Here is a 26,087-nt window from a genome sequence, read left to right as displayed (position 1 = left end):
GAGGGTTCCTGGTGTCAGCCTGGGATGGTGGCGTCGATCCCGCGATAGAAGAAATTCATCGACTTGATCTGCGCGTCGGTCAGCACCTGGCCGGCGGGGATCACCTCCGTGCCGTCCTGCTTCACGATCGGGCCGGCGAAGGGCTTGATCGCGCCGGACTTGATGCCGGCGACGATGCGCTCGGCCTCCGCGGCTTCCTCGGGCGTCATGTTGGTGAAGGCGGGCAGCCGCAGCATGCCGCCCGCCAGGCCTTCCCAGGTGTCGGTCGGCTGCCAGGTATTGTCGAGCAGGGCACGCGCGCGCGCGATGTAGTAGTCGTTCCAGTCGTCGATGCTGCTGAACAGATGCGCGCGCGGGGCGAAGCGCGTCATGTCGCTGGCCTGGCCGAAGCCGAAGATGCCGCGCTGCTCGGCAAGCTGCAGCGGCGCGGGGCTGTCGGTGTGCTGGCACAGCACGTCGCAGCCCTGGTCGATCAGCGCGCGCGCGGCATCGGCTTCCTTCGGCGGGTCGAACCAGGTGTTGGCCCAGACCACGCGCACCTTCATCGCGGGATCCACGCTCCAGGCGCCGCGCATCAGCGTGTTGATGCCGTGGATCACCTCGGGGATCGGGAAGGCGGCGACATAGCCGATCTGCTTCGTCTTCGACTTGCGCGCGGCGACCACGCCCTGGATGTAGCGGCCTTCGTAGAAGCGCCCGTCATACACCGCGACATTCGGGGCGCGCGGCGCCGTGCCGGTGCAGCTTTCGAAGCGGATGTTGCCCATGCGCTGGGCGGCCCGAAGCGTCGGCTGGAAATAGGTGAAGCTGGTGGTGAAGATCAGCCGCGCGCCGTTGCGCGAGAGCTGCGTCACCACGCGGTCGAAATCCGGCGGCGCCACGGATTCCACCACGGTGGAGGAGATCCGGTCCTCGCCGACGGCGCGCATCATCGCCTGGCGGCCCTGGTCGTGCTGGTAGGACCAGCCGAAATCGCCGACGGGGCCGACGAGGATGAAGCCGATATTGGGCTTCGGCGCCTGCGCCTGCGCGGCGGGGACAAGCGCCGCGGTGCCGGCGGCGCCGAGGAGATGGCGGCGGGTGAGCATCATGCGGGCGGGCTCCTCTTCGGGCGTCGGTGCTGGGCAACCGGCTAAGCGAAACGCGTGCCAGAGTCTACGGGTTGGGTGTCTAGCGGTCCGGCACGAAGGGCGTTGCCAGCGAGGCCGGCGCCGCGGAGCCGCCGCGGCGCGCCCGCATGATCAGCACCAGCACCAGGATCGTGACGAGATAGGGCATCGCCGCCAGGAGCTGGGAGGGCAGTCGCACGCCCATGCCCTGCGCATGCAACTGCAGGATGGTGATGCCGCCGAACAGATACGCGCCGAGCACGGCGCGCCAGGGCTTCCAGCTTGCGAAGACCACGATGGCCAGCGCGATCCAGCCGCGGCCGCCGGTCATTCCGCTGCTCCAGAACGGCGTCAGCACGAGCGAAATATAGGCGCCCGCCAGCCCCGCGCAGGCGCCGCCGAACAGCACGGCCAGCAGGCGGATGCGCAGCACGGGATAGCCCAGCGCATGCGCCGCCGCGTGGTTCTCGCCGCAGGCGCGCAGCACGAGGCCCGTGCGCGTGCGGGAGAGGAACCAGGCGACGCCGATCACCAGCGCGAAGGCGGCGTACACGAAGGGGTCCTGGCGGAACAGGATGGGGCCGAGGACGGGGATCTCGGAGAGGAACGGGACTTCCAGCTTTCCGATGCCGGCGCGCTGCACGCCGACGAAGCCCGATCCGATCACGCCGGACAGCCCCGTGCCGAAGATCGCGAGCGCGAGGCCGGAGGCCACCTGGTTCGCCGCGAGGCCGAGGGTCAGCGCGGCGAAGAGCGCGGCCATCGCCATGCCCGCGGCGACGGCGGCGGCGACGCCGATGGCGCTCGATCCGGTGGTGATCGCGGCGGCGATGCCGCAGGCCGCGCCCATGATCATCATGCCCTCGACGCCGAGGTTCAGCACGCCTGACCGTTCGACAACGAGCTCGCCGATCGCGGCGAGCAGCAGCGGTGTGGAGGCGGTGATGATGGTGAGCAGGATGGCTTCGGCGAGGGTCATGGGGCGGGTGCGCCCTTGCCTGTGCACGCGGAGCGATTCGGCGTCAGATGGGCGCGGTGGGTCGCGCCCCCACCCACCCTCGCTGCGCGAGGGTCCCCTCTCTCCCGCTGTCGCGGGAGAGGGCATGACGCGCGCCGAATGGCCCTCTCCCGCGACAGCGGGAGAGGGAGGGGCCCGGCCGGAGGCCGGGAGGGTGAGGGCGCGACCGACCTGCGAGACCGTGATGCGATAGCGCCGCCTGCACCGGACATCACGCCGCCGCCCCCCGCACGATCCGCGGCCGGTAGGTCAGCAGCGTGTCGCAGGCGAGCACGTAGAACAGCAGCATGCCCTGGAACACGCGCGTCACGTCCAGCGGCAGTCCCAGCACGATCTGCGCGTTCTCGCCGCCTATGAAGGTGACGGCGATGAACAGCCCCGCCACCAGGCAGCCCACCGGGGTCAGACGGCCGAGAAAGGCGACGATGATCGCGGTGAAGCCGTAGCCGGGCGACAGGCCGGGTTGCAGCATCTGCACCGTGCCCGCGGCCTCCAGTATCCCTGCCAGCCCCGCCAGCCCGCCGGAGATGGCGAACACCGCCCAGGTCATGCGTCGCGTGCTGAATCCGGCGAAGCGCGCGGCGCGCGGCGCCTCGCCCACCAGGCGGATGCGGAAGCCGGCCAGCGTGTGGCGCAGCACCAGCGTCATCAGCAGCACGACCAGCAGCGCGATCGGCGCGCCGATGCCGAGCCGCCCGCCCTCGATCAGCGGCGGCACCAGCGCCTCCGGCTCGAAGCCGACCGTCACCGGCATGTTGAAGCCCTGCGGGTCGCGCCAGGGGCCGCGCACCAGCCAATCCAGCAGCAGCTCCGCGACATAGACCAGCATCAGCGAGGTCAGGATCTCGTTGGCGCCAAAGCGCGTCTTCAGCGCCGCGGGGATCAGCGCATAGAGCGCGCCGCCCAGCGCGCCGAGCAGCAGCATCGCCGGCAGCAGCCACGGCCCGTCCGGCGCGCCATGCGTCGCGATGGCCAGCCAGCCGCCGGCCATCGCGCCCGCCAGGAACTGGCCTTCGGCGCCGATGTTCCAGTTGTTCGAGCGGTAGCAGAGCGACAATCCGCAGGCGATCAGCACCAGCGGCGTCGCCTTCACCGCGACTTCCTGCAGCCCGTACGCATCCGACACCGGCGCGACGAAATAGACGCGCAGCGCCTCCAGCGGATCGAGGCCGAGCGCGAGAAAGACCAGCACGGCGGAGACCACCGTCAGCGCCACCGCAAGCAGCGGCGCGGCGAGCCGCAGGACGAGGCCGGTGCGTTCGCGCGCTTCCAGCACCAGGCGCATCAGGCGGCGTCCTGCGCGAAGCCGGCGCCACCCATCAGCAGGCCGAGCGATTCGCGCGTCATCCCCCGGACCGGCTGCGCGGGAGAGAGGCGGCCGTGGAACATCACGGCGATGCGGTCGGCAATTTCCAGCAGCTCGTCGAGGTCCTGGCTGATCGCCAGAACCGCCGCGCCTTCCTTGGCCAGGTCCACCAGCGCCTGGCGGATCAGCCGCGCCGCGCCGGCATCCACGCCCCAGCTCGGCTGCGCCACCACCAGCACGCCGGGCCGGCGCAGCACCTCCCGCCCCACCACGAATTTCTGCAGGTTGCCGCCGGACAAAGCGCGCGCCTGCGGATCGCGCGTGCCCTTGCGCAGGTCGAAGCGCGCGGCGACGGCATCGACCTGCGCGAGCATGCGCCGGCGGTCGAGCAGCAGCCGGCGCACGAGCCCGCCCGTGGCATGGCCGGAGACCAGCAGGTTCTCCGACAGGCTGAGGCGCGGCGCGGTGGCGTGGCCGAGGCGTTCCTCCGGCACGAAGGCCGCGCGGCGGCGCCTGCGCGCCGTAATGCCCTCATGCCCCACCGGCGCGCCATCCAGCAGGACGTGGTCGGCGCGCGGCGCACGACGCTCGCCGGAGAGCACGGCGAACAGCTCGTCCTGCCCGTTGCCGGCGACGCCGGCGATGCCCAGCACCTCGCCGCCATGCAGGCGCAGCGTGATGTCCTTCAGCGCGACGCCATGCGGTTCGGCCGGCGGCAGGGAGAGGCCGGCGACCTTCAGGCGCAGGGGCCCGCCGCCGGCCGCCTCGGCATGGCGCACCGCGCCGACATCGGCGCCGACCATCATGCGCGCGAGGCTCGCAGCACTTTCCGCACGCGGATCGCAGCGCGCCACGACCTTGCCGTGGCGCAGGATGGTCGCAGCCTCGCAGATACGGCGGACTTCCTCGAGCTTGTGCGAGATGTACAGCACCGCCCGGCCCTCGGCGCGAATCTGCGCGAGCGTGGCGAACAGCCCCTCGGCCTCCTGCGGCGTCAGCACGGAAGTCGGCTCGTCCAGGATCAGCAGGCGCGGGTCCTGCATCAGGCAGCGCACGATCTCCACGCGCTGCCGCTCGCCGACGGAGAGCTGCCAGACCTCCCGCCGCGGATCGAGCGGCAGGCCATAGGCGCGGCTTGTCTCCGCCAACCGGGCGGCGACGCGCGGCAGCGTCTCGGCGGTGTCGAGCGCGAGGGCGACGTTCTCCGCCACCGTCATCGCCTCGAACAGGGAGAAGTGCTGGAACACCATGCCGATGCCGAGATGCCGCGCCTCCCGCGGGCCATGCAGCGCCACCGGCGCGCCCTGCCACAGGATCTGCCCGGCATCCGGCTGCAGCAGGCCGTAGAGCATCTTCACCAGCGTGGACTTGCCTGCGCCGTTCTCGCCCAGCAGCGCGTGGATCTCGCCTTGCATGACCGCAAGGTCCACCTGATCGTTCGCGACCAGCGCGCCGAAGCGCCTGGTGACGCGCCTGGTCTCGATCAGGGGCATGGGCGGGGGCATCCGTGTGGCATGCTCAGCGAAGTCGCCCGGGCTGACAAGGCACGGGAGGAGCGGAACGATGTGGCGTCGAGCGCGGGCCTGGGCGCGCAATCTGAAGCGGGATGTCCATGCGGTGTGGCTGGCCGCGCGGCATCCCGGCACGCCCTGGCATGCGAAGGCGCTGGCGCTGGCCGTGGCGGCCTATGCGCTCTCGCCGATCGACCTGATCCCGGACTTCGTGCCGGTGCTTGGCTATCTCGACGACCTGCTCATCGTGCCGCTCGGCATCCTGGCCGTGCGGCGGCTGATCCCGCCGGATGTGCTGGCGGAGTGCCGCGCAGACGCGGACGCGGCGGCGCGCCGCCCGCGGAGCCTCGCCGGCGCCACGGCGATCATCCTGCTCTGGCTCGGCGCGGCGGCGCTTATGCTGTGGTGGCTGTGGCCCGCTGGCGGCTGGTAGGGCGGATCAGAACAGCACGCCGGGCAGCCAGGTGGCCAGCGCCGGGAAGGTCATCACCAGCCCGAGCGCCAGCAACTGCAGCAGCACGAAGGGAATGACGCCGCGATAGATGTCGCCCGTGCCGACCCATTTCTGCGCGACGCCGCCGAGATAGAACAATGAGAAGCCGAAGGGCGGCGTCAGGAAGCTGGTCTGCAGGTTCAGCGCGATCAGCACCGCCAGCCAGATGGGATCGATGCCCATAGCCAGCAGCACGGGCCCGACGATGGGGACGACGATGATGGTGATCTCCACGAAGTCCAGGAAGAAGCCCATCACGAACATCACCGCCATCACCGCGATCAGCGCGCCCCATTGCCCGCCGGGGATCGCCGAGAGCAGCTCCTTCACCGTCTCCTCCCCGCCCAGGCCGCGGAAGACCAGGCTGAACAGGGTCGCGGCGATCAGGGTGGCGAAGATCATGGCAGTGATCGTCATCGTGGTGTGCGACACGGCCGAGAGCACGCCGGCGCCGTAGCAGCGCCACAGCGCGACGATCACGCCGAAGGCCAGCCCCAGGCACAGCACCGCCGCGCCCGCCAGCGCGATGCGGTCCGCCAGCGGCGGCTGCGCGCGGCCCAGCCGCAGATCGAACAGCATGCCCAGCAGCACCACGCCGACGGCGCAGAGCGCGCCGAGATGGATCGGCCAGGCGCGGCCCTTCTGGCGCAGCCCGGCCAGCATCGTCGCGCCGATGGCGCCGACCGCCGCGGCCTCGGTCGGCGTGGCGACGCCGCCGAGGATCGAGCCGAGCACGGCGACGATCAGCACGATGGGCGGGACCAGGGCGTTCAGCAGCTCCCGCGTCGAAATCCGCGCCGCTTCCTCGCGCGGGATGGCGGGCGCGAGTTCGGGGCGGAGGAAGGCGATGACGAGCTGGTAGAGGATGTAGAGGCCGACCAGCATCAGCCCCGGGATCATCGATCCCGCGAAGAGCTGGCCGACCGAGACCGTCTCCACCGAGAACTTGCCCTGCGCGAGCTGCGCCTGCTGGTAGGCGGCGGCGATCACCTCGCCCAGGATCACCATCACGGTGGAAGGTGGGATGATCTGGCCGAGTGTGCCGGCCGCGCAGATGGTGCCGCAGGCGAAGCGCTTGTCGTAGCCGCGGCGCAGCATCGCCGGCAGCGCCATCAGCCCCATCGTCACCACCGTCGCGCCGACGATGCCGGTGGAGGCGGCCAGCATCGCGCCGACCACCGAGACGCTGATGGCAAGCCCGCCGCGGACCGTGCCGAACAGCCGGCCCATCGCCTCCAGCAGCTCCTCTGCGATGCGGGAGCGTTCGAGCATGATGCCCATGAAGACGAAGAGCGGGATGGCGACCAGCGTCTCCGTCGTCATCGTGCCGAAGATGCGCTGCGCCAGCGCGGCGAGCAGGAAGCTGTCGAAGACGCCGAAGAGGATGCCGAGCCCGCCGAAGACGATGGCGCAGCCGGTCAGGATGAAGGTGACGGGCACGCCGGTGAGGATCAGCAGGCAGAGCGTGCCGAACATCAGCAGGTCCAGCGCCTGCCCGATCGCCAGGTTACTCATGCGCTGCCCGTGTGGGCGCGCTGCGGGAAATGCGTCTCCGCCGCGCCGGTCAGCACCGCGACGCAGCGGATCGCGATGGAGACGGCCTGCAGGGCGAGCAGGATCGCCATCAGCGGGATCAGCGACTTGAGCGCGGGCACCAGCGGCACGCCGCCATAGGCCATCGGCCCCTCATCCTGCCACCAGGACGCCGCCGCATAGCCCCAGGACGCCCAGACCACCAGCGCGCAGAAGGGCAGCACGGCGACGATGATGGAAACCAGGTCCACCGCCGCCTTCTTCCGCATGGACCAATGCGCGTAGAGCACGTCCACCCGCACATGCTGGTCCACCAAGTAGGTGTAGCCGATCGCCAGCATGAAGAGCGTGGCGTGCAGGTAGATCACGCTCTCCTGGATCCACACGAAGGAGGAGCCGAAGGCGTAGCGCAGCACGACCACGACGAACTGCACCAGCACCACGGCCAGCGCCAGCCACATGACGCGGCGCGCGAGCCAGGTGCTCGCCGCGTCATGGGCGTCCGCGATCTTGAGGAGGAGGTGCAGCGCCTAGCCCCAGCGGATCGGCAGCGCGCGCGCCTGGAAGTTGGCGCCGTAGGACATCATCATGTAGCCCTGGCTGCGGTTGCGGAACTCCGCGTAGCTGTCGGCCACCTTCTTCACCTGCGGGTCCTGGTGCGCGCGGAACTCCGCCAGGATCTCGCCGGCGGAATTGCCGAGCGCGATCAGCACGTCGCGCGGCACCTCCTTCGGCGTCACCCCATGGCGGGAAACCAGTTCGGCCAGCGCGCGCGGATGGTTCGCGTCGTATTCGGTGGTGATCTCCTCCGCCACCGACTGGCAGGCGAAGCGCACGGCGGCCTTGAGGTCGTTCGGCAGCGCGTTCCACTTGCCCATGTTGATGCCGATCTCCTCGGCGGAGGAAGGCTCCTGCACGCCGGGCCAGTAGTAGTTCTTGGTGACCTGGTAGAGGCCGAGCGGCGCATCGCTGAAGGGGCCGAGGAATTCCGCGGCGTCGATCGTGCCCGATTGCAGCGCGGCGAAGATCTGGCCCGCCGGCAGCGTGACGACGGACGCGCCGGCGCGGCGGAACATCTCGCCGCCGAGGCCGGCGGTGCGGAAGCGCAGGCCGCGGAAATCCTCGATGGAGTTGATGTCCTTGCGGAACCAGCCGAACCATTGCGGGCCGCTGTCGCCGGTGTTGAAGGGCTTCACGCCGAACTTGCCGTAGACCTCGTCATACAGCGCCTGGCCGCCGCCATGCATCATCCAGGCCTGCCGTTCATACACGGTCATGCCGAAGGGGAAGCTGCCGAAGAAGCCGATGGCCGGCGACTTGGAGATCCAGAAGGCGGGGACGCCGTGGTAGAGATCGGCCGTGCCGGCCGCCACCGCATCGAAGGCGCCGGGGGCGGGCACCACCTCGCCGGCGGCGAAGAGGCGGACATTGATGCGGCCGGCAGTGACGGCGCCGATGCGGTCGGCGACCTTCTGCGCCGCGACACCCGGGCCGGGCAGGTTGCGCGGCCAGAGGGTGACCATGCGCCACTCGATGCGGCCCTGGGACAGGGCCGGGGTGGCCAGGGTTGCGGTGGCGAGCCCGCCCGCGGCGGCACCCCCGATCAGTCCACGGCGATTCATGCGCCTGCCTCTCCCGTTCGTGTTCGGAAGGGGGTCTTGTCGCAAGCGGCGTGTCGCCGCGCAAGCGGCCCGTCAGGCCGGCGGCAGCCGCAGCGCGCCGTCGAGGCGGATGGTCTCGCCATTCAGCAGCGGGTTCCCGGCGACGGCCAGCACCATCGAAGCGAACTCGTCCGGGCGGCCGAGGCGCTGCGGGAAGAGCGGCTGCTTCCCCAGGCTCTCCCGCGCTTCCGGCGTCAGCCCGTCCATCAGCGGCGTGTGGATCAGGCCGGGGGCGATGGTGACGACGCGCACGCCGAAGCGGGCCAGCTCCCGCGCCGCCGGCAGCGTCAGCCCGACGACGCCGCCCTTGGAGGCCGAATAGGCCGCCTGGCCGATCTGGCCTTCATAGGCGGCGATGGAGGCGGTGTTCACCACCAGCCCGCGCTCGCCATCCTCCAGCGGGTCGTTCGTGGTCATCCGTGCCGCGGCCAGGCGCAACAGGTTGAAGGTGCCGACCAGGTTCACCCGGATGACGCGTGCGAACAGGTCGAGGTCGTGCGGCCCGTTGCGGCCCGCCACGCGCGCGGCCGGCGCGATGCCGGCGCAGGAGACGGCGATGCGCAGCGGCGCCAGCGCGGCCGCCTGTTCCACGGCCGCGGCCACGGGCGCGTCCTCCGCCACGTCGCCCACCGCCGCGACGCCACCGATGCGCGCGGCGACGGCCTGCGCATTGGCCGCGTTGATGTCGAGCACCACCACCTTCGCGCCGGAAGCGGCCAGCGCCTCCGCGGTCGCGGCGCCCAGGCCGGAACCGCCACCCGAGACGACGGCGGATGCGCCGTGCAGTGACTTCATCGGTCCTCTCCCGCCTTGGGCGCGCGCTTCTCGAGGAAGGCGGCGAGGCGCGCCTGCGCTTCCGGCCCGGTCTGCGCCAGCGCCGCCACCAGGCTCTCCACGAACAGACCGTCGGCTTCCGCCATGTCCTGGATGCGCGGCAGCGCCTGCAGCACGCCGAGCACGGTCAGCGGCGCCGCCTGCGCGACCTTGGCGGCAAGCGCCTGCGCCTTCGCCAGCGCGGCGCCCTCGGCCTCGACATAGGTGACGAGGCCGGCGCGTTCCGCCGCCGCGGCATCCAGCGCGCGGCCCGTCAGCATCATGTCCGTCATCCGCGCCGCGCCGAGCAGCCGCGCGACATGCACGCTGGCGCCGCCGCCGACGAAGATGCCGCGCGTGCCCTCCGGCAGGGCGAAGAAGGCGGTGCTGTCGGCCACGCGGATGTGGCAGGCGGCGGCAAGCTCCAGCCCGCCGCCGACGCAGGCGCCGTGGATCGCCGCGATGGCGGGCACGTCGCCCTCGCGGATCCTGCGGAACACGCGATGCCAGCCGCGGGAATGGCGGAAGACCTCCTCGGCGCTGCGGGCCTTGTGCTCGGCGAGGTCGAGGCCGGCCGAGAAGCAGGGGCCGATGCCGTGGATGACGAGCGCGCGCGCCTCGCGCTGCGCCTGCACCACCGCATCCTCCAGCGCGGCGAGCAGCGCGTCGCTGATCGCGTTGCGCTTGGCGGGGCGGTTCAGCGCAATGGTGGTGATGGCGCCGTCGCGCGCGACGGTGAGCAGCGGCTCGGTCATCCGCCGGCGATCCGTCGCAGCGCGGCCAGCAGCGCGGTGCGGTCCTGCGCGTCCATGCCGTCGCAGAGCTCGGCTTCCACCAGCGCCTCCTGCGCCTTGGCGCGCCTGAGCAGGGCGCGGCCGGCCGGCGTCAGGCGCAGCAGGTTGACGCGGCGGTTCTGCGTGTCCTCGACGCGGCGGATCAGGCCCTCGGCCTCCATGCCCGCCAGCAGCACCGCCAGATTGGGCGGCTTCACGCGCAGCGCCTCCGCCAGCGCCGACTGGCGCATCGCCGGATGGGCTTCCAGCAGCAGCAGCGCGCCGAGCCGGCCCGGCGTCAGGCCGAGCGGCGCCATGGCGCGGTGGAAGGCGTCGAAGGCGGTCTGCTGCGCCAGGCGGAGCCAGAAGCCCAGCCGGTCGTCGAGCGGCGGCGGCACCGGGGTGGCGGCGACGCCGGCGGCAGGGGGCAGGGTCTCGGCGCGGCGACGGAGCGTGGACATCCGTGGCAGTATGCGAAGCGCCGCGTGCTCTTGGAAGGGGGGCGCGCCCATATTATTATGCCCCATAACGATTGCGCTCGCCGCGCCGGAGGGATGGATGTCCGCGCTGACCAAGCCTGACGCGACCCGCAAGCCGCTCGGGCCGGGGCCGGTGCGCTTCGAGCGGCGGGCGGATGGCGCGCTGCTGGTCACGCCGCTCGGCACGCTCGGCGCCTATCCGCGGCGGCTGACGGAGCGGCTGGAGCATTGGGCGGCGGTGGCGCCGGACCGCACGCTGATCGCAAAGCGCGACAAGGCGCTGGGCGGCGACTGGCGGCGCATCTCCTACGCGGAGATGCTGGGCAAGGTGCGTGCGGCGGGGCAGGCGCTGCTGGACCGCGGCCTGTCGGCGGAACGGCCGCTGGCCATCCTATCCGGCAATTGCCTCGACCAGTTCGTGCTGACGCTCGCCGCGCTGCATGTCGGCGTGCCGGTGGCACCGGTCTCGCCCTCCTACGCGCTGCTCGCCACCGACTACGCCAAGCTGCGGCATTGCCTGTCGCTGCTGACGCCGGGCCTGGTCTTCGCCAATGACGGCGCGCGCTTCGCGAAGGCGATCGCGGCGGTGGTGCCGGCGGGGACGGAGGTGGTGGATTCGCGAGGCTTCGCCAATCTCCTCGCCACGACGCCGACCGAGGCCGTGGACCGCGCCGCCGCCGCGGTGGACCCGGATGCGCCCGCAAAGATCCTGTTCACCTCCGGCTCGACCGGGCTGCCCAAGGGCGTGATCAACACGCAGCGCATGATCTGCTCCAACCAGCAGATGATCCGCGAGGCCTTCCCCTTCATGGCGGAGGAGCCGCCGGTGCTGCTGGACTGGCTGCCCTGGCACCACACCTTCGGCGGCAACCACAACACCGGCATCGCGCTCTACAACGGCGGCACGCTCTACATGGATGATGGCCGCCCGGTGCCCGGCGGCTTCGACGAGTCGCTGCGCAACCTGCGGGAGATCGCGACCACCATCTACTTCAACGTCCCCCGCGGCTTCGAGGAGGTGGTGCACCACCTGCAATCCGACGCCGCGCTGCGCCGCATCTTCTTCTCGCGCGTGCGGATGATGTTCTACTCGGCGGCGGGGCTGCCGCAGCACATCTGGGACGCGCTCGACCGGATGGCGCTGGCGGAACGCGGCGAAAAGATCCCGATGATCACCGGGCTCGGCGCGACGGAGACGGCGCCCTTCGCGCTCTGCGTGCGGGAGGATTTTTCGGCGTCCGGTGTCGTCGGCCTCCCGGTGCCCGGCGTGGAACTCAAGCTCGCGCCGGTGGGCGAGAAGATGGAGGCGCGGGTGCGCGGCCCCTCCATCACGCCGGGCTACTGGCGCAACCCCGATGCCACGCGCGCCGCCTTCGACGAGGAAGGCTTCTACCGCTTCGGCGATGCGCTGGTGCCGCTCGATGCCGCCGACCTGCACAAGGGTTTTCGGTTCGACGGTCGGATCAACGAGGATTTCAAGCTCTCGACCGGCACCTGGGTCAGCGTCGGCCCGCTGCGCGCGAAGCTGGTCGCGGGTCTCGCCCCCTATGTGAAGGACGTGGTGATCGCCGCGCCCGACCGGGACGAGCTCGCCGCCATCCTGCTGCCGGAGCCCGAGGCCGTCGCGCGCATCGTGCCACAAGGCGAGGATGCCGCGACGCATCCGGGCCTGCGCGCGGAGATTGCGGCGAAGCTGGCGGCGCTGGCGAAATCGGCGACCGGGAGCAGCCAGCATGTCGCGCGCGCCACGCTGCTGACCGCGCCACTGTCGCTCGATGCCGGCGAGATCACCGACAAGGGCAGCGTGAACCAGCGCGCCGTGCTGGCGCGCCGCGCCGCGCTGGTCGAGGAACTCTTCTCGAACGAACCGCCGCCGCACGTCATCACCATCGGAATTACGCCATGACCGCGCTGCACACGTCCTGGGACGATGCCTGGCTGCTCGCCGGGGCGCGCACGCCCTTCGCGGACCTCTCCGGGCCGCTCGCACAGATCTCGCCGATCGATCTCGGCATCAAGGCGGCGCGGGCGGCGCTGGAGAAGGCGGGGGCGACGGGCGCGGAGATCGGCTACATCGCCGCGGGCTCCGTCGCGCAGGCCAGCTTCGATGCCTACATGTTGCCGCGCCATATCGGGCTGTATGCGGGGGCGCCGGTGGAGGTGCCGGCGCTGCTCGTGCAGCGCGTCTGCGGCACCGGGATCGAGGCGATCATCCAGGCGGCGAATGCGGTGGACCGGCAGGGCGCGGGCCTCGCGCTCGCCGTCGGCGCGGAGAGCATGAGCCGCAACCCGATCGCCGCCTACACGCATCGCAGCGGCTTCGGCCTCGGCGCGCCCGTGGAGTTCAAGGATTTCCTGTGGGAGGCGCTGCTCGATCCCGGCTGCGGCCTGACCATGGGCGGCACGGCGGAGGAACTGGCAAAGCGCGGCAACATCAGCCGTGCCGAGGTGGACGCCTTCGCCAGCCGCAGCTTTGCGCGCGCGCTGGCGGCGCGCGAGGCGCGCTTCTTCGACGACGAGATTTCTCCGGTCGTGACTGAAATCTTCGCACGCGAAGGCATGCAGGACCGCGGCATCGTCCTGCCGCGCAAGGTCGAGAGCGTGGCCGCCGACACGCATCCGCGGCCGTCTCCGGTGGAGGCGTTGGCCCGGATCAGGCCGGCCTTCGGCGGGGTGCAGACTGGCGGCAATTCCTCGGCCGTGGTCGATGGCGCGGCCGCTGCCATCATCGCTTCCCGTGCCGGGGCGAACGGAAGAAAACCGCTGGCGCGCCTCGTCGCCGGCTGCGCGGTGGGCTGCCCGCCGGAGATCATGGGCATCGGCCCCGTCCCCGCGATCCGCGCGCTGCTGGACCGCACCGGCCTTGCCCTGCACGACATCGCGCTGGTCGAGATCAACGAGGCCTTCGGCGCGCAGGTGATGGCCTGCGCCCGCGCGCTCGACCTCGACGAGGCGCGGCTGAACGTGAATGGCGGCGCCATCGCCATCGGCCATCCGCTGGCGGCGACGGGCGTGCGGCTCTCCGTCACCTGCGCGCGGGAATTGCGCCGGCGCGGCGCGCGCTACGGCATCGCCTCGGCCTGCATCGGCGGCGGGCAGGGCATCGCGCTGCTGCTGGAGAATCCCGATGCCGCTGCCTGAGCCCAGGCTGGTGCACCGCCGCCCGGTCACCATCGAATGGGGCGATTGCGACCCCGCCGGCATCGTCTTCTACCCGCGCTACTTCGCGATGTTCGATGCCTCCACGGCCTTCCTGTTCCAGGCCGCGCTGGGGATGCCGAAGATCGCCTGGACGCGGAAATTCGGCATGCTCGGCATTCCCATGGTGGACACCCGCGCGACCTTCAGCATCCCCAGCGCCTATGGCGACGAGGTTATCATCGAAAGCCGCGTCACCGCCTTCCGCCGCTCCGCCTTCGATGTGCAGCACCGGCTGCTGAAGGCGGATGGCGCGCTAGGCGTGGAAGGCTTCGAGACGCGCGTCTGGACGGTGCGCGACCCGGAGAGCGGGCGCATCCGCTCCGCGCCGATCCCGGAGGCGGTGATCGCGGCATTCGCATGAAACTGCCCGCCGCATGACTGGAATCGCGCGCCGCGCGACGCCATCATGGCCGTGACGGCAGAGGAGGTTCCGACATGTCCGACGGCATACTGAGGGGGCGCGAGCGCGCGCTCGAGGAAGCGTTCTTCGCCCAGCAGGAGGAGGCGCTTGTGCGCCGCCTGCGCGAGGCGGACCGCAACAAGTCCCGCAAGGAGGCCATCGCCGCCGCGCTGCCGATCCGCGACGAGGCGCTGCTCGACCGCCTGGTGGAGCTGGAGCTTGGCCCGCAGAGCGTGGCGGCGCTGGCGCTGGCGCCGCTGGTCTTCGTCGCCTGGGCCGACGGCTCGCTGGAACCTTCCGAGAAGGAAGCGGTGCTGCGCGCCGCGCGGGAAGCCGGCGTTGCCGACCAGCCGGAGGCGATGGCGCTGCTGGAGCACTGGCTGAAGACGCCGCCTTCGCCGAAGCTGCACGACGCTTGGCGGAACTACGCCACGGCGATCGTCGCCACGCTGCCGGCGGAATCGCGCGCGACGATGGCGCGCAACACGATCGGCCGCGCCCGCACGGTCGCCGAAGCCGCCGGCGGCTTCCTCGGCCTCAGCAGCCGCATCTCGGACGCCGAGAAGCGCGTGCTGGCGGAGCTGGAGAAGGTGCTCGCCGGCTAGGCTGCCGCCAGGCCGAGGCCGAGCAGCGCATCGGCGTTGCGCCAGAGGATGCGCTCGCGTGCCTCGGCCTTCAGCGGCAGGCGCATGAACCGCTCGACATAGGGCTCGAGCGGGCAGAACGGATAGGCGGTGCCGAACAGCAACTGCTCCGCCAGGAAGCTGTTCGCCGCGCGCAGGTAGTCGTCCATCCCCGGCAGGTCGATCAGATACATGTCCGGGCAGAGGAACAGGTTCGGCCGGCGGAACGCGACGGAGACCATCTCCTGCACCCATGGCCAGCCGCCATGCGAGCAGATGACGGTGAGCTTCGGGAAATCCGCCAGCATCCGGTCCAGGCATTCCGGCGCGGTGTAGGTGATGTCCGGCCCGGCGCCGCCGCCGGCCATGATCACCAGCGGCATCGCCGTGTCCTCGCAATGCGCGTAGATCGGATAGAGCCGCCGGTCGTCGGCGCGGAGCGGCGGGTCCATCACGCCCGGCTCGAGATTGACCATCGCAAGGCCGAGCCGCCTGCATTCCTCGATCATCGCCACGGCGCGGTGCCGGTCCGTGGTGTCGGCGGAACCGACACCGACGAAAAGGCCGGGATGATCCGCGACGATCGCGGCGACATCCTCGTTCGGCACGCTGCCGAGCGTCGCCGTGGTGCGGCCGACGACGACGCCGCGCGTCACCCCCGCCGCCTGCATCTCCGCCACCAGCATGTCCATCGACTGCGCCTGCACCGATGGCGCGGGGTCGAAGCCGAGGCGGCGGGTGTAGCGGTCGCGGTTCGCGGCGTTGGCGTAGATCTTGGTGCCCAGGAAGCCGCGCGCCGGCGGGCGCAGCCGGAAGTCGATGATCGGCATGCGATACGCTCCTTCACTCTGCGATGTGTTCGGCGACAGGCCGTACAGGTCAATCACCTAGCGATCATGCCGGTTGACACGCCCTGCGAACAGGTGTGCGATCCGCGTACAAGAAAGATCATGTCGCAGCGATGCGCGACGGGGCAGGAGAGCGTGCATGATCATCGACTTCCGGGTGCGTCCACCCTTCGGCGCCTTCACCTCCACCGCCATCTACAATCCGCGCCCGGCCAATCCCGACCCCGCCGCGGCGCGCCCGCTGCAGATGAACATGCCCTACTACCGCTCCTTCGCGGAGCGTTCGATGGACGCCTTCATCCAGGAGATGGATGCCGCCGGCATCGGGCTTGCCGTGGTGATGGGCCGGCAGTCGCCGCCGCAATACGGCTCCGTGCCGAACGAGGACATCGTCGAGCTGCTGAAGCAGCATCCGAAGCGCTTCCTGGCTTTCGGCGGCATCAATGGCAGCGACCCCGCGGCTGCGATGGCCGAGATCGAGAAGTGCATCGGCTGGGGCTTTCGCGGCGTCGCCTTCGACAATGGCTGGTGCGACCCGCCGCTCTATGACGACGACGAAAAGCTGATGCCTCTGTATGCGCGCTGCGCCGAGGCCGGGCTGATCGCGTCCTTCACCTCCTCCATCTTCGTCGGGCCGGACCTGACCTATTGCGATCCGGTGCACATCCAGCGCGTGGCGCGGCGCTTCCCGAACCTGAAGATCGTCGTGCCGCACGCGGCCTGGCCCTACACGGTGCAGATCTGCGCCGTCGCCTTCCAATGCGCGAACGTCTACCTCGTGCCGGATTTCTACGGCCACATCCCGAACACGCCGGGCGCCGATGAATACGTGAAGGCGGCCAACTACTATCTCGGGCATCGCCTGCTGTTCGCCAGCAGCTATCCCGTGCGCCCGCTCGGCCAGAGCGTCGAGCAGTTCCGCGCGCTGCCCTTCGACTCCGAGGAGATCCGCTCGCGTTGCCTGGGCGGCAACGCGGCCAGGCTGCTCGGCCTGTAGCGTCCGTCACGAGAGAGGGGGATCACCGCATGACCACCAGCGATTCATCCCGGCGGTTCGGCCGGCGCGATGCGATGGCGCTCGGCCTTGCCGCGGGCCTCGGCGGGTTGGCGGCGCCGGCCCTGGCGCAGGGGAGCTTTCCGACGCGACCGATCCGCCTCGTCGTGCCCTTCCCACCGGGCGGATCGAGCGACCTGCTCGGTCGCCGCGTCGCCGCGCAGCTCTCCCAGCGCCTCGGCCAGCCGGTGGTGGTGGAGAACCGGGCCGGCGCCGGCGGCACGGTGGGCATCCAGTACGTCGCGCGCGAGCCGGCGGATGGCTACACCATCGCGCAGGGCGCCATCGCGAGCTTCGCCTTCTCGCCGCAGCTGATGAGCCCGCCGCCCTACGATCCGAACACGGTGCTGACGCCGGTCGCCTTCGTCGGCAGCGACTACAACGCGCTGTTCATCAACGCGTCGATCCCCGCGCGGACCATGGCGGAGCTCGAAGCCTGGATCAGGGCGCAGCCGAACCCGGTGCCGTACGCCTCCGCCGGCATCGGCACGCCCGCGCATCTCGGCATCGCGATGTGGGCGAAGGCCCGCAACCTGCCGATGACGCATGTGCCCTATCGCGGCGCGGCGCCGGCCATCACCGATGTCGCGGCGGGCAATGCGGCGATGATCTTCACCGGCGCCATCGCCGGCCGCAGCCTGGTGGAAGGCGGCAAGCTGCGCATGCTGACCGTCAGCGCGCGGCAGCGCATGCCGGACACGCCGGACGTGCCGACGGTGCAGGAAGCCGGCGTGGCGGAGATGGAGCTGCTGGTCTGGTACGGCTACTTCGTGCATCCGCAGACGCCGCGCCCGATCCTGCAGCGCTACCACGCCGTCTTCATGGACATGCTGCGCGACCCGGCCTTCCTGGCGGAGCTGCGCGCGGGAATGATGGAGCCCTTCCCGGCAGACCAGAAGCTGGAGGACGGGCCGAAGCTTGTGGCGGATTCGGTCGCCGATGTGCGCCGCCGAATCGAGGCGGCGGGCGTGAAGATCGAGTAGCGCGTGGTCGTCGCGTGACCCGCGCGCGGTGACCTGCCGGGCATCGGCAGGTCACGGTACGCAGTCAGGTCAGCCGCGCGCGATGCCGACCTGCGCGCGGGCGGCCGTCAGCATCAGGCCGCTGTCGTTCATGATCGTGGCCAGGTTGAAGCCGCGCTCGAACATCTCCTTGGTGTACTGGCCGGTCATGGTGTGGATGCCGACCTTCACGCCGTGCTTCTGCGCCGTGGTGCGGATCTGGTCGAGCACCTTCAGGAACTCCGGCTCGCGCCGGTCCTGCAGCGGGGCCATGCCGAGCGAGAGCGAGAGGTCCGACGGGCCGATATAGATCGCGTCCACGCCCGGAACGCTGACGATGGCTTCCAGGTTGTCGAGCGCGGTCTTGGTCTCGATCATCGGGATCACCAGCACGTCGTCATTCGCGGCCGCGGTGTCGGCGGCGGCGCCGTAGATGCCGCTGCGGATCGGGCCGAAGCTGCGCGCGCCCTTCGGCGGATAGCGGCAGAAGGAGACCAGGTCGCGGGCTTCCTTCTCGGTGTTGACCATCGGGCAGATCACGCCCTTGGCGCCGCCATCCAGCACCTTGCCGATGATGCCCGGCTCGTTCCAGGGAACGCGCACCATCGGCGTCACGCCATGTGGCTGCATGCCCTGGAAGCAGGCGACCATGGACATGTAGTCCTGCACGCCATGCTGGATGTCCACGGTGAGGCTGTCGAAGCCTGCCTGGGCCATGACCTCGGCGCTGAAGCCGTTGGGGATGGCGAGCCATCCGTTCACCACGGGCTTGCCTGCAGCCCAGGCAGCCTTCACGCCGTTCGCCATCGCGTTCCCTTCCCATCGCTTCTGCGGGATGGCTGGACGCTAGGCGTGGCGCCGGGGAGCGTCAACGCGCGCGCGGCCGCTATTGTTCGGCGGCTGCCATGAGGTCCGCGGTGCTCGCCGGGCGGTCCGTGACGTTCGCGCGGGCGAGGATGAAGCCGATGACCGTGTCCTCCAGCGCGCGGGCGCTCACCGTCTCCTCCGCGGCGCCGGGACCGAGCGCGGTGGCGGCGGCGCGCAGCGCGGCGGCGTCGGGCGACAGCGCGTGCCGGCGTGCCAGCGCCGCGACCAGCAGGCCGATGCGCAGCCGGCGCGCGGCCAGCGCGGCGGCCGCGGCGCGGTCCGGCGTCTCGTTGCGCTGCGCTGCGGCGGCGGCGAAGCCTGGCCAGAGTGCCGCGATCTCCGTGGCGATGGCTTCCTCGGGCAGGGGGATCTCGCCGGCTTCCTGCAACAGGGCCTGCAGCGCGGCGCGGCGAAGCTGCGCGCGCTGCAGCCGCGCGACGCGGTCGGCCAGGCGGGCAGCGATGCCGGCGCGCAGCGCGGCGAGGTCGGCGAAGCCTGCGGCCCGGGCCAGCGCATCGTCCACCGGCGGCACGGCGCGGCGCAGCACCGCCTTGGCGCGGACCAGGAAGCGCGCTTCCCGCCCCACCAGGGCGCGGTCGGCCATGCTGTCCGGCAGGCGCAGCGTGATGTCCCGCGCCTGCCCAGCCTCCAGCCCCACAAGCCGCGCATTCAGCCCCGCGCGATCCGCGCTGCCGGCGCCGAGAAGCTGCGCGGGGCCGGTGAGCGCGGCCAGCGGCGCCGTGCCCTGCTCGCCCAGATCCAGCCCCTCCACCAGGCGCGGCGCGCCGATGTCGCAGGTGAAGTCCACCGCGCCGGCGGCGTGGTCGAACAGCAGCGGCATGCGGAGGAAGGCGGTCGCGGCCTCCGGGAATTTCTCCGAGACGTAGCAGCGGACGAAGCCGCCATCGCCGGCGAGCAGCGCGGCGTCCTTGCGGCGCAGCCGGCCATCCGCGGTGGCGTCCTGGCTCTCCAGCCGCAGCTTGGCGCCGCGCAGGCCGATGGGCGTGCCGACGGGGCGCAGCGCGACGGAGCCGACCCAGCTGCTGTCGGGCTGCGCGGCGATGCGGCCGGGCAGGTGGAAGATGACGTAGCTCTGCCCGTCCTGCGTGGTCGTGCCGTGCACGCGCAGCCGGATATGCGGCGGGCTGGCGCCGGGCTCGATGGCCAGCACCTCGATCGCCAGGCCGGCGCCGTTGTCGCCGAAGGTCCAGTCCTGCGGCAGGTGGCCCGGGCGGCCAGGGCGGGCGCCGATCACGTCGGGCTGGGGGATGTGGTTGCGCGCGGGCAGCAGCGTGGCGGTCACGTCGCAGACCAGCCGGTCCTCCGCCGTTGCCGGCGTGCCGGGCGGCAGCGGCTGCCAGGTGCCGCGGCGCTGCGCCAGCGCCTCGAGCTCCGCATCGATCTCGGTTTCGGCCGGCGTGGCGACCAGACGGTCGAGGCGCAGCCTCGCGGGATCGGGCGGGGCGATCTCGGGCAGCGTCGGGATGTCCGCGCGCAGGATCAGGTCGCTGGCGGGCGGGCTGGCCAGCGCCTCGATCCGCGCCGGGCCGACCGGGGCGAGGCCGAGGCTGCGCAGCATCGCCGCCACGGCATCGCGCCCGGCAAGCTCGATGCATTCGGCCAGGCTGGAATCGAGGATGCGGGCGAGCGCGGGGCGGCTGCGGCCGGCTTCCTCGGCCACGGCGGAGAGGCCGATCGCCTGCAGCCGTTCGGCATGCTGGCGCATCACCTCGTCGCGCGGCACGACGAGGAGGAAGCCGCGGCGCAGCCGGTCCGGCGTCAGGGCGATAAAGCGCGGCTGCGCCTGCGACATTGCGCCTTCGGGTCGGAGTGGGTCGGGAATGGATTGGTGCCGGGCCGGGCGGAAAAGACAAGCCCGGCTGCCTCCACGGAGGCAGCCGGGCTCGGCAGGCGCGGTTCGGCGCGCGCCGGTCAGGCGGCGGCGCGGTTCTCTTCGGCGGCGGCGCGTGCGGCGATGGCCTGGCGGATGGCGGCCAGCTTCTCGCCGCCATGCAGAAGCGGCGCGCAGGCGCGGTTGGCGTCCCAGCCGGTGCCGGCTTCGGCGAGCGTGCCGGCGACGGCGAGCTGCGCCACCGGCGCATTCTCGAACCAGCCGCGGTTGTCGCAGTCGAGCCAGCTTTCCGCGGCCGCGCCCTCGGCCAGCAGCACGTCGTGCTGCTCGAGCTCGACATGGAAGTAGGTGACCTCCGGCATCCCGTGCTCGACGGCGATGCTGCTGCCGTTCACCAGCAGGCGGGCGGGGACCAGCGCGCCGTCGAGGAACATGCAGTGGTCGGGCGAGACCAGCAGGTCGCGGCTCGGCGTGTTCTCGGCCAGGGCGCCGGCGCGGATGCGGATCGGCGCGATGGCGTCGGCGTTCGGATGGCCGGCGAGCACCACGCGGCGGCGGCCCATCCACAGCACCGGCTTGAAGGGCGCGCCCTGGCCGGAGACGGTGGCGACGCGGTCGCCGGCGCGGAGATCCTCCACCGCGACCTCGCCGCGGTCGGTGCGGATGCGCGTGCCGGTCGCGAAGCAGACCAGGAAGCTGCCCGCGCCAAACACGCTGTCGCCGCCCGCGCCGCTGATGTAGTCCATCGTCTGGACGGTCGTGGTTTCGCCATTCGGCCCCGTGACGGTGTAGAAGCCGCTGTTGCCCTCGGTGATCGTGTAGGTGCCGGCCGTGCCGAAGGTGATGCCGTCATTGCCGCCGCCGCCGATGACGGTGTTGTTCGACCCGCTGACGAGGAAGAAGTCGTCGCCGGCATCGCCGTTCAGGCGGTCGCCGCCATCGCCGATGAGCGTGTCGTTGCCCGAGCCGGCTTCGAGCCGGTCGGCGCCGGGGCCGCCATCCATCGAATCGCTGCCGGGGCCACCGAGCAGCGTGTCACCGTTGTCGCCGCCGAGAAGGGTATCGTTGCCGCTCGCGCCGCTGAGCGAATCTGCGCCGCCCAGGCCGACGAGGCTGTCGGCCCCGCCCAGGCCGGCAGCGGTGTCGTTGCCCCCCGTGCCAGGGAAGGTATCGGGACCGGAAGTGCCGACATAGCTCGACATGAGTACCCCCTGTGCACGCCTGCAAAGGCCCGGCGGGCTCTATGCCTGCCAGGCTGGAATGCGCATCCTGCGCGAAAATGGCGGGCCTGCGCGCGACCTACCGCGCTGCCAACTCACCCGGCCTCCCCATCGCGAAGGTTGATAGTATATTCGCCGTATGTCCCGCAAGTCTTGTTCAAGTAGCTTGACTCTGAGGCATGACGACACCAACGCCGTTCAACACGGAAATGTGAGCGCAATGCCCTGAGCCGCCGCCGCTCAGGCGGCGGCGCGGGTCTCTTCGGCGGCGGCGCGTGCGGCGATGGCCTGGCGGATGGCGGCCAGCTTCTCGCCGCCATGCAGCAGCGGCGCGCAGGCGCGGTTGGCGTCCCAGCCGGTGCCGGCATCGGCGAGCGTGCCGGCAACGGCGAGCTGCGCCACCGGCGCATTCTCGAACCAGCCGCGGTTGTCGCAGTCGAGCCAGCTTTCCGCGGCCGCGCCCTCGGCCAGCAGCACGTCGTGCTGCTCGAGCTCGACATGGAAGTAGGTGACCTCCGGCATCCCGTGCTCGACGGTGATGCTGCTGCCGTTCACCAGCAGGCGGGCGGGGACCAGCGCGCCGTCGAGGAACATGCAGTGGTCGGGCGAGACCAGCAGGTCGCGGCTCGGCGTGTTCTCGGCCAGGGCGCCGGCGCGGATGCGGATCGGCGCGATGGCGTCGGCGTTCGGATGGCCGGCGAGCACCACGCGGCGGCGGCCCATCCACAGCACCGGCTTGAAGGGCGCGCCCTGGCCGGAGACGGTGGCGACGCGGTCGCCGGCGCGGAGATCCTCCACCGCGACCTCGCCGCGGTCGGTGCGGATGCGCGTGCCGGTCGCGAAGCAGACCAGGAAGCTGCCCGCGCCAAACACGCTGTCGCCGCCCGCGCCGCTGATGAACTCGATGTTGCTGACCGTATTGGTCTCGGAGCCCGGGCCGGTGATCGTGTAGGAGCCCGGTCCACCGGTCACCACATAGGTGCCGCTGGTGGCGAAGGTGATGACGTCGCCGGTCCCGTCGCCGCCATCCACCAGGTTGTTGCCGCCGGTCAGCACGAAGCTGTCGCTGCCCGCGCCGCCGTTCAGCGTGTCGTCGCCGCTGCCGATCAGCACGTCGTTGTCGTTGCCGCCCGACAGCGAATCCGCGCCGCCCAGGCCATCCAGCGTATCGTTGCCGACGCCGCCCGAGAGCACATCGTCGCCCGCGGCGCCGCTGATGGACTGGTCGCCCAGGCTGCCGGTGAGGGTGACGTCGTTGGTGAGGCTCGGGTCGAGCACGCCGATGCGCTCGATCGAGGCGAAGAGGCTCTGCGAATAGGAGGTGGTCTGGTCGGAGGCGACGAGGACGGTGTCCGTGCCCTGGCCCGCGGTTTCCTGGATGACGTCGGAGCCGGAGGTGACGACATAGGTGTCGTTGCCGTCGCCGCCCACCAGCGTGTCGGCGGAGGTGCCGTCATTGGTCGCGGTGACCGTGACGTTGCCGGTGGTCAGCGAGCCCGTGACGGTGGCGTTGCCGCCGATGAGCGTATCGGCCCCGGCTTCGCCGAGCAGGTAGTCGCGGCCGGTGCCGCCGACCAGCACGTCATTGCCGTCCCGGCCTTCCAGCGTGTCGTTGCCGCCACGGCCATTGCCGAAATCGTTCTGGTCGCCGAGCGCGAAGGTGACGCCCGTGCTGCCCCCGTAATAGGCGATGTTGGTGTCGGCGATAGGCGTTGTGACCCAGGCCGAGCCATTCCAGTACTGCGTGTTAGCCCCGGTGCCGAGCGAACCGGGAATAGTCGCGTCGCTCATGGAATCCCTCGCCAGTGCATCGCCAGGTTGTGATCATAATAAAAAATACGTGTTTCGCAAGAGCAAGGGTTAAATCATAGGTTGAGATGATCCGGAGCCTTTTGGGCGAGCCTTGCCTCGCTCCTGCGCCCGGCGCAGGGTGGCCGCATGCCGCGCTTCGCCGTGGCGAGCGAGACGGGCCGGCTGCGCGAGGTGCTCGTCTGCCCGCCCGATCATTACCGCTGGATCCCGACCAATGCCGTGGCGCGCCGCACCCTGGCGGAAGGCGCGGCGCCGGACGCCGCCGCCTTCGCGGCGCAGCACCGCGAACTGGTCGCGGCGCTGGAACAGGGCGGCGCCAGGGTGCATGCGCTGCCCGCCGCCCCCCATCTGCCGTACATGGCCTATACCCGCGACCAGGCGGTCACGACGCCCTGGGGGCCGGTGCTCTGCCAGCTCGAACGGCCGCAGCGCCGCGGTGAATACGCCGCCGTGCTGGATTGGCACGCCGCCCAAGTGGCGGATGGCGGCAGCGCCTTCTGGCGCAAATCCAGCGCCGGCACGCTGGAAGGCGGCGACATCCACCTGATCCGTCCCGGCCTCGCCGTGATCGGAGTCTCCGGCGGCCGCACCGACGAGGCCGGCGCCGCGCAGCTTGCTGCCTGGCTCGAGGCCGAAGGCTGGGAATGCCGCCTGCAGCCCTTCGACGAGCATTTCCTGCATCTCGACCTGCTGTTCTGCATGGCGGCCCCGGGCCTGGCGCTGGCTTGCCCGGAGGCGCTGGACGACGGCTTCCTGGCCTGGCTGCGCGGGCATGGCATCCGCTGGATCCCCTTCGGCTACCGCGAGGCGATGGCGCTTTCCGGCAACATCCTGGCGCTGGGCGACGGACGCGTGATCTCGTCGCGCGGCAGCACGCGGATCAACGCGGCGCTGCGCGCGGAGGGGCTTGCGGTCCTCGACCCGGATCTATCGCTTTTCGCAGCTGGCGGCGGCGGCCCGCACTGCCTCACCTGTCCGCTCCTGCGGGAGGACCCCTGATGGATACGCCTACGATGCGTCCGGTGGACGTGGTGATCGCCGCGGCGCGCGGCTTCCTCGGCGACCGCCTGTCCACCAACGCCACGGTGCGCGAGCAGCACAGCCATGGCGAGGACAGCTCCCCGCCGACCCTGCCCGATGCCGTCGCCTTCGTGGAGACGACGGAGGAGGTGTCGCGCCTGCTCGCCCTCTGCAACCGCCACGGCGTGCCGGTGGTGCCCTTCGGCGCGGGCACCTCGCTCGAGGGCCATGTGAACCCGGTGCGGCAGGGGATCAGCCTGGATCTCTCGCGCATGACGGCGATCCTGGAGGTGCACGCCGAGGACATGGACTGCCTCGTGGAGCCGGGCGTCACGCGCCAGCAGTTGAACGACCATCTGCGTGACCAGGGGCTGTTCTTCCCGGTGGATCCCGGCAGCCATTGCACGCTCGGCGGCATGGTCGCCACGCGCGCCTCCGGCACCAATGCGGTGCGCTACGGCACGATGCGCGAGAACGTGCTGGGGCTGGAGGTGGTGCTGGCCGATGGCCGCGTGATCGAGACCGGCGGCCGCACCCGCAAGGCGGCCAATGGCTACGACCTGACGCGGCTGTTCATCGGCAGCGAGGGCACGCTCGGCGTCGTCACCAGGGTGCGTCTGCGCCTGCACGGCATCCCCGAGGCGATGAGCAGCGCCGTGGTGCAGTTCGAGACGCTGGAAGGCGCGGTGCGCAGCACCATCGAGGTGATGCAGATGGGCATCCCCGTCGCCCGCATCGAGCTGCTGGACGATGACATGATGGAAGCCGCCATCGCCTATTCGAAACTGGAGCACCTGCAGCCGCGCACCACGCTGTTCCTGGAATTCCACGGCACCGAAGCCGGCGTGCAGGAACAGGCGGCGACGGTGGAGGCGATCACCGCCGGCCATGGCGGCGCCGGCTTCCGCTGGGCGACCGATCCGTCCGAGCGGGCGAAGCTGTGGAAGGCGCGGCATGACAGCTACTGGGCAGGCGTCGCCTGGAAGCCCGGCCACAAGGCGCTGACCACCGATGTCTGCGTGCCGATCTCCCGCCTCGCCGAGGCGATCCTCGGCGCGAAATCCGACGCGAAGGAACTCGGCCACGCGACCTGCATCGTCGGCCATGTCGGGGACGGGAACTTCCACCAGATGGTGCTGTACGATCCGTCCGTGCCGGGCGCGCTGGAGCGCGCCTGGGACATGGACAAGCGCATCGTCGCGCGCGGGCTGGATCTTGGCGGCACCTGCTCGGGCGAGCATGGCATCGGCCTCGGCAAGCGCGAGTTCCTGGAACGCGAGCATGGGCCGGAGGCGCTGGCGGTGATGCGCAGTCTGAAGGCGACGCTCGATCCGAACGGGATTCTGAATCCGGGGAAGATGTTCAGGAATTAGGGCTGGTGTTTCCCCCACCCAACCCTCCCCCGCAACAGCGGGGGAGGGCTTCGCGAGCGCGTCCACTCCTCCCTCCCCCGCTGTTGCGGGGGAGGGTCGGGGTGGGGGCACGCCCGCCCG

General features: G+C 71.2%; 23 protein-coding genes and 1 pseudogene. 9 read left to right on the top strand and 15 right to left on the bottom strand.

Annotated features, from left to right (window positions below):
- Positions 1–14: 14 nt before the first annotated feature.
- The 4 genes from E4T13_RS22380 to E4T13_RS22365 form a co-directional block, all read right to left on the bottom strand.
- Entirely contained in the window at positions 15–1,091 is a 1,077-nt protein-coding gene (locus E4T13_RS22380) for a BMP family ABC transporter substrate-binding protein (protein WP_240791242.1), read from the bottom strand.
- Positions 1,092–1,170: 79 nt separating this feature from the next.
- On the bottom strand, positions 1,171–2,088 hold the full coding sequence (locus E4T13_RS22375; protein WP_137180561.1) for an ABC transporter permease: 918 nt from the start codon (positions 2,086–2,088) through the stop codon (positions 1,171–1,173).
- A gap of 250 nt (positions 2,089–2,338) precedes the next feature.
- On the bottom strand, positions 2,339–3,412 hold the full coding sequence (locus tag E4T13_RS22370) for an ABC transporter permease (protein ID WP_137180560.1): 1,074 nt from the start codon (positions 3,410–3,412) through the stop codon (positions 2,339–2,341).
- Positions 3,412–4,926, bottom strand: coding sequence for an ABC transporter ATP-binding protein (locus E4T13_RS22365; RefSeq protein WP_240791241.1), 1,515 nt, complete (start codon positions 4,924–4,926; stop codon positions 3,412–3,414). Before E4T13_RS22365 ends, E4T13_RS22370 begins: the two co-directional genes overlap by 1 nt.
- A gap of 79 nt (positions 4,927–5,005) precedes the next feature.
- Here E4T13_RS22365 and E4T13_RS22360 point away from each other — a divergent pair.
- Positions 5,006–5,323 (top strand): annotated as a pseudogene (locus E4T13_RS22360) (YkvA family protein); the annotation flags it as partial.
- Positions 5,324–5,383: 60 nt separating this feature from the next.
- Here the strand turns inward: E4T13_RS22360 and E4T13_RS22355 are convergent.
- From E4T13_RS22355 to E4T13_RS22330, 6 genes are all read right to left on the bottom strand, one after another.
- On the bottom strand, positions 5,384–6,952 hold the full coding sequence (locus E4T13_RS22355) for a TRAP transporter large permease subunit (protein WP_170985158.1): 1,569 nt from the start codon (positions 6,950–6,952) through the stop codon (positions 5,384–5,386).
- Positions 6,949–7,431 carry a TRAP transporter small permease subunit gene (locus E4T13_RS22350; RefSeq protein WP_137180557.1) on the bottom strand — a complete coding sequence of 161 codons (483 nt, stop codon included), beginning with the start codon at positions 7,429–7,431 and terminating at the stop codon, positions 6,949–6,951. The genes E4T13_RS22355 and E4T13_RS22350 overlap by 4 nt, the downstream gene beginning before the upstream one ends.
- 69 nt (positions 7,432–7,500) lie before the next feature.
- Positions 7,501–8,592: a TRAP transporter substrate-binding protein gene (locus E4T13_RS22345; RefSeq protein WP_137180556.1), complete on the bottom strand. Its 1,092-nt coding sequence runs from the start codon at positions 8,590–8,592 to the stop codon at positions 7,501–7,503.
- Between the two features lie 72 nt (positions 8,593–8,664).
- Positions 8,665–9,426 (bottom strand): SDR family NAD(P)-dependent oxidoreductase, encoded by a 762-nt coding sequence (locus E4T13_RS22340; RefSeq protein ID WP_137180555.1) that lies wholly within the window; start codon positions 9,424–9,426, stop codon positions 8,665–8,667.
- Positions 9,423–10,199 carry a crotonase/enoyl-CoA hydratase family protein gene (locus E4T13_RS22335; protein ID WP_137180554.1) on the bottom strand — a complete coding sequence of 259 codons (777 nt, stop codon included), beginning with the start codon at positions 10,197–10,199 and terminating at the stop codon, positions 9,423–9,425. The genes E4T13_RS22340 and E4T13_RS22335 overlap by 4 nt, the downstream gene beginning before the upstream one ends.
- The gene (locus E4T13_RS22330; protein WP_170985157.1) at positions 10,196–10,678 is read right to left on the bottom strand and encodes a MarR family winged helix-turn-helix transcriptional regulator; all 483 of its coding nucleotides are present in this window, start codon (positions 10,676–10,678) and stop codon (positions 10,196–10,198) included. The genes E4T13_RS22335 and E4T13_RS22330 overlap by 4 nt, the downstream gene beginning before the upstream one ends.
- Before the next feature lie 97 nt (positions 10,679–10,775).
- On the opposite strand from E4T13_RS22330, the gene E4T13_RS22325 reads away from it, so the two are divergent.
- The 4 genes from E4T13_RS22325 to E4T13_RS22310 all read left to right on the top strand — a co-directional run bounded on the left by E4T13_RS22325 (position 10,776) and on the right by E4T13_RS22310 (position 14,902).
- Positions 10,776–12,602 (top strand): feruloyl-CoA synthase, encoded by a 1,827-nt coding sequence (locus E4T13_RS22325; RefSeq protein WP_170985156.1) that lies wholly within the window; start codon positions 10,776–10,778, stop codon positions 12,600–12,602.
- Positions 12,599–13,837, top strand: a complete 1,239-nt coding sequence (locus E4T13_RS22320) for a thiolase family protein (protein ID WP_137180551.1) — start codon at positions 12,599–12,601, stop codon at positions 13,835–13,837. The genes E4T13_RS22325 and E4T13_RS22320 overlap by 4 nt, the downstream gene beginning before the upstream one ends.
- Positions 13,824–14,258, top strand: a complete 435-nt coding sequence (locus tag E4T13_RS22315) for a thioesterase family protein (RefSeq protein WP_137180550.1) — start codon at positions 13,824–13,826, stop codon at positions 14,256–14,258. The genes E4T13_RS22320 and E4T13_RS22315 overlap by 14 nt, the downstream gene beginning before the upstream one ends.
- Positions 14,259–14,332: 74 nt before the next feature.
- Positions 14,333–14,902, top strand: a complete 570-nt coding sequence (locus E4T13_RS22310; RefSeq protein ID WP_137180549.1) for a hypothetical protein — start codon at positions 14,333–14,335, stop codon at positions 14,900–14,902.
- Here the strand turns inward: E4T13_RS22310 and E4T13_RS22305 are convergent.
- On the bottom strand, positions 14,899–15,750 hold the full coding sequence (locus E4T13_RS22305; protein WP_137180548.1) for an amidohydrolase family protein: 852 nt from the start codon (positions 15,748–15,750) through the stop codon (positions 14,899–14,901). The genes E4T13_RS22310 and E4T13_RS22305 overlap by 4 nt on opposite strands.
- Positions 15,751–15,907: 157 nt before the next feature.
- On the opposite strand from E4T13_RS22305, the gene E4T13_RS22300 reads away from it, so the two are divergent.
- On the top strand, positions 15,908–16,765 hold the full coding sequence (locus tag E4T13_RS22300) for an amidohydrolase family protein (RefSeq protein ID WP_137180547.1): 858 nt from the start codon (positions 15,908–15,910) through the stop codon (positions 16,763–16,765).
- A gap of 29 nt (positions 16,766–16,794) precedes the next feature.
- Positions 16,795–17,805, top strand: coding sequence for a tripartite tricarboxylate transporter substrate binding protein (locus tag E4T13_RS22295; protein ID WP_137180546.1), 1,011 nt, complete (start codon positions 16,795–16,797; stop codon positions 17,803–17,805).
- A gap of 69 nt (positions 17,806–17,874) precedes the next feature.
- Here E4T13_RS22295 and E4T13_RS22290 read toward each other — a convergent pair whose 3' ends face one another.
- From E4T13_RS22290 to E4T13_RS30925, 4 genes are all read right to left on the bottom strand, one after another.
- On the bottom strand, positions 17,875–18,630 hold the full coding sequence (locus E4T13_RS22290; protein ID WP_137180545.1) for an HpcH/HpaI aldolase/citrate lyase family protein: 756 nt from the start codon (positions 18,628–18,630) through the stop codon (positions 17,875–17,877).
- Positions 18,631–18,709: 79 nt separating this feature from the next.
- Positions 18,710–20,503 carry a hypothetical protein gene (locus E4T13_RS22285; RefSeq protein ID WP_137180544.1) on the bottom strand — a complete coding sequence of 598 codons (1,794 nt, stop codon included), beginning with the start codon at positions 20,501–20,503 and terminating at the stop codon, positions 18,710–18,712.
- A gap of 119 nt (positions 20,504–20,622) precedes the next feature.
- A complete protein-coding gene (locus tag E4T13_RS22280; protein WP_137180543.1) occupies positions 20,623–21,744 on the bottom strand; it encodes a Hint domain-containing protein in 1,122 nt (373 codons plus the stop codon).
- A gap of 258 nt (positions 21,745–22,002) precedes the next feature.
- Entirely contained in the window at positions 22,003–23,553 is a 1,551-nt protein-coding gene (locus E4T13_RS30925) for a Hint domain-containing protein (RefSeq protein ID WP_137180542.1), read from the bottom strand.
- 147 nt (positions 23,554–23,700) lie between these two features.
- Between E4T13_RS30925 and E4T13_RS22270 the strand changes: the two genes are divergently transcribed.
- Together E4T13_RS22270 and E4T13_RS22265 are read left to right on the top strand one after the other, a co-directional pair.
- The gene (locus tag E4T13_RS22270; protein ID WP_137180541.1) at positions 23,701–24,573 is read left to right on the top strand and encodes a dimethylarginine dimethylaminohydrolase family protein; all 873 of its coding nucleotides are present in this window, start codon (positions 23,701–23,703) and stop codon (positions 24,571–24,573) included.
- On the top strand, positions 24,573–25,967 hold the full coding sequence (locus E4T13_RS22265) for an FAD-binding oxidoreductase (RefSeq protein WP_170985155.1): 1,395 nt from the start codon (positions 24,573–24,575) through the stop codon (positions 25,965–25,967). Before E4T13_RS22270 ends, E4T13_RS22265 begins: the two co-directional genes overlap by 1 nt.
- Positions 25,968–26,087: the final 120 nt, after the last annotated feature.

It is taken from the genome of Roseomonas sp. AR75, assembly GCF_005222815.1.
Classification (GTDB): Bacteria; Pseudomonadota; Alphaproteobacteria; order Acetobacterales; family Acetobacteraceae; genus Falsiroseomonas.
Note: the sequence above shows the minus strand (reverse complement) of the source record. Positions and strands in the feature narration are given on the sequence as shown.

What these genes read in the sequence shown, in the direction of transcription:
- E4T13_RS22380 (WP_240791242.1), bottom strand. Translation starts at nt 1,091, where the DNA reads ATGATGCTCACCCGCCGCCATCTCCTCGGCGCCGCCGGCACCGCGGCG.
- E4T13_RS22320 (WP_137180551.1), top strand. Translation starts at nt 12,599, where the DNA reads ATGACCGCGCTGCACACGTCCTGGGACGATGCCTGGCTGCTCGCCGGG.
- E4T13_RS22315 (WP_137180550.1), top strand. Translation starts at nt 13,824, where the DNA reads ATGCCGCTGCCTGAGCCCAGGCTGGTGCACCGCCGCCCGGTCACCATC.
- E4T13_RS22305 (WP_137180548.1), bottom strand. Translation starts at nt 15,750, where the DNA reads ATGCCGATCATCGACTTCCGGCTGCGCCCGCCGGCGCGCGGCTTCCTG.
- E4T13_RS22285 (WP_137180544.1), bottom strand. Translation starts at nt 20,503, where the DNA reads ATGTCGCAGGCGCAGCCGCGCTTTATCGCCCTGACGCCGGACCGGCTG.
- E4T13_RS22365 (WP_240791241.1), bottom strand. Translation starts at nt 4,926, where the DNA reads ATGCCCCTGATCGAGACCAGGCGCGTCACCAGGCGCTTCGGCGCGCTG.
- E4T13_RS22340 (WP_137180555.1), bottom strand. Translation starts at nt 9,426, where the DNA reads ATGAAGTCACTGCACGGCGCATCCGCCGTCGTCTCGGGTGGCGGTTCC.
- E4T13_RS22295 (WP_137180546.1), top strand. Translation starts at nt 16,795, where the DNA reads ATGACCACCAGCGATTCATCCCGGCGGTTCGGCCGGCGCGATGCGATG.
- E4T13_RS22355 (WP_170985158.1), bottom strand. Translation starts at nt 6,952, where the DNA reads ATGAGTAACCTGGCGATCGGGCAGGCGCTGGACCTGCTGATGTTCGGC.
- E4T13_RS22345 (WP_137180556.1), bottom strand. Translation starts at nt 8,592, where the DNA reads ATGAATCGCCGTGGACTGATCGGGGGTGCCGCCGCGGGCGGGCTCGCC.
- E4T13_RS22330 (WP_170985157.1), bottom strand. Translation starts at nt 10,678, where the DNA reads ATGTCCACGCTCCGTCGCCGCGCCGAGACCCTGCCCCCTGCCGCCGGC.
- E4T13_RS22300 (WP_137180547.1), top strand. Translation starts at nt 15,908, where the DNA reads ATGATCATCGACTTCCGGGTGCGTCCACCCTTCGGCGCCTTCACCTCC.
- E4T13_RS22270 (WP_137180541.1), top strand. Translation starts at nt 23,701, where the DNA reads ATGCCGCGCTTCGCCGTGGCGAGCGAGACGGGCCGGCTGCGCGAGGTG.
- E4T13_RS22325 (WP_170985156.1), top strand. Translation starts at nt 10,776, where the DNA reads ATGTCCGCGCTGACCAAGCCTGACGCGACCCGCAAGCCGCTCGGGCCG.
- E4T13_RS22375 (WP_137180561.1), bottom strand. Translation starts at nt 2,088, where the DNA reads ATGACCCTCGCCGAAGCCATCCTGCTCACCATCATCACCGCCTCCACA.
- E4T13_RS22310 (WP_137180549.1), top strand. Translation starts at nt 14,333, where the DNA reads ATGTCCGACGGCATACTGAGGGGGCGCGAGCGCGCGCTCGAGGAAGCG.
- E4T13_RS22335 (WP_137180554.1), bottom strand. Translation starts at nt 10,199, where the DNA reads ATGACCGAGCCGCTGCTCACCGTCGCGCGCGACGGCGCCATCACCACC.
- E4T13_RS22280 (WP_137180543.1), bottom strand. Translation starts at nt 21,744, where the DNA reads ATGTCGAGCTATGTCGGCACTTCCGGTCCCGATACCTTCCCTGGCACG.
- E4T13_RS22350 (WP_137180557.1), bottom strand. Translation starts at nt 7,431, where the DNA reads ATGTGGCTGGCGCTGGCCGTGGTGCTGGTGCAGTTCGTCGTGGTCGTG.
- E4T13_RS22370 (WP_137180560.1), bottom strand. Translation starts at nt 3,412, where the DNA reads ATGCGCCTGGTGCTGGAAGCGCGCGAACGCACCGGCCTCGTCCTGCGG.
- E4T13_RS22265 (WP_170985155.1), top strand. Translation starts at nt 24,573, where the DNA reads ATGGATACGCCTACGATGCGTCCGGTGGACGTGGTGATCGCCGCGGCG.
- E4T13_RS30925 (WP_137180542.1), bottom strand. Translation starts at nt 23,553, where the DNA reads ATGAGCGACGCGACTATTCCCGGTTCGCTCGGCACCGGGGCTAACACG.
- E4T13_RS22290 (WP_137180545.1), bottom strand. Translation starts at nt 18,630, where the DNA reads ATGGCGAACGGCGTGAAGGCTGCCTGGGCTGCAGGCAAGCCCGTGGTG.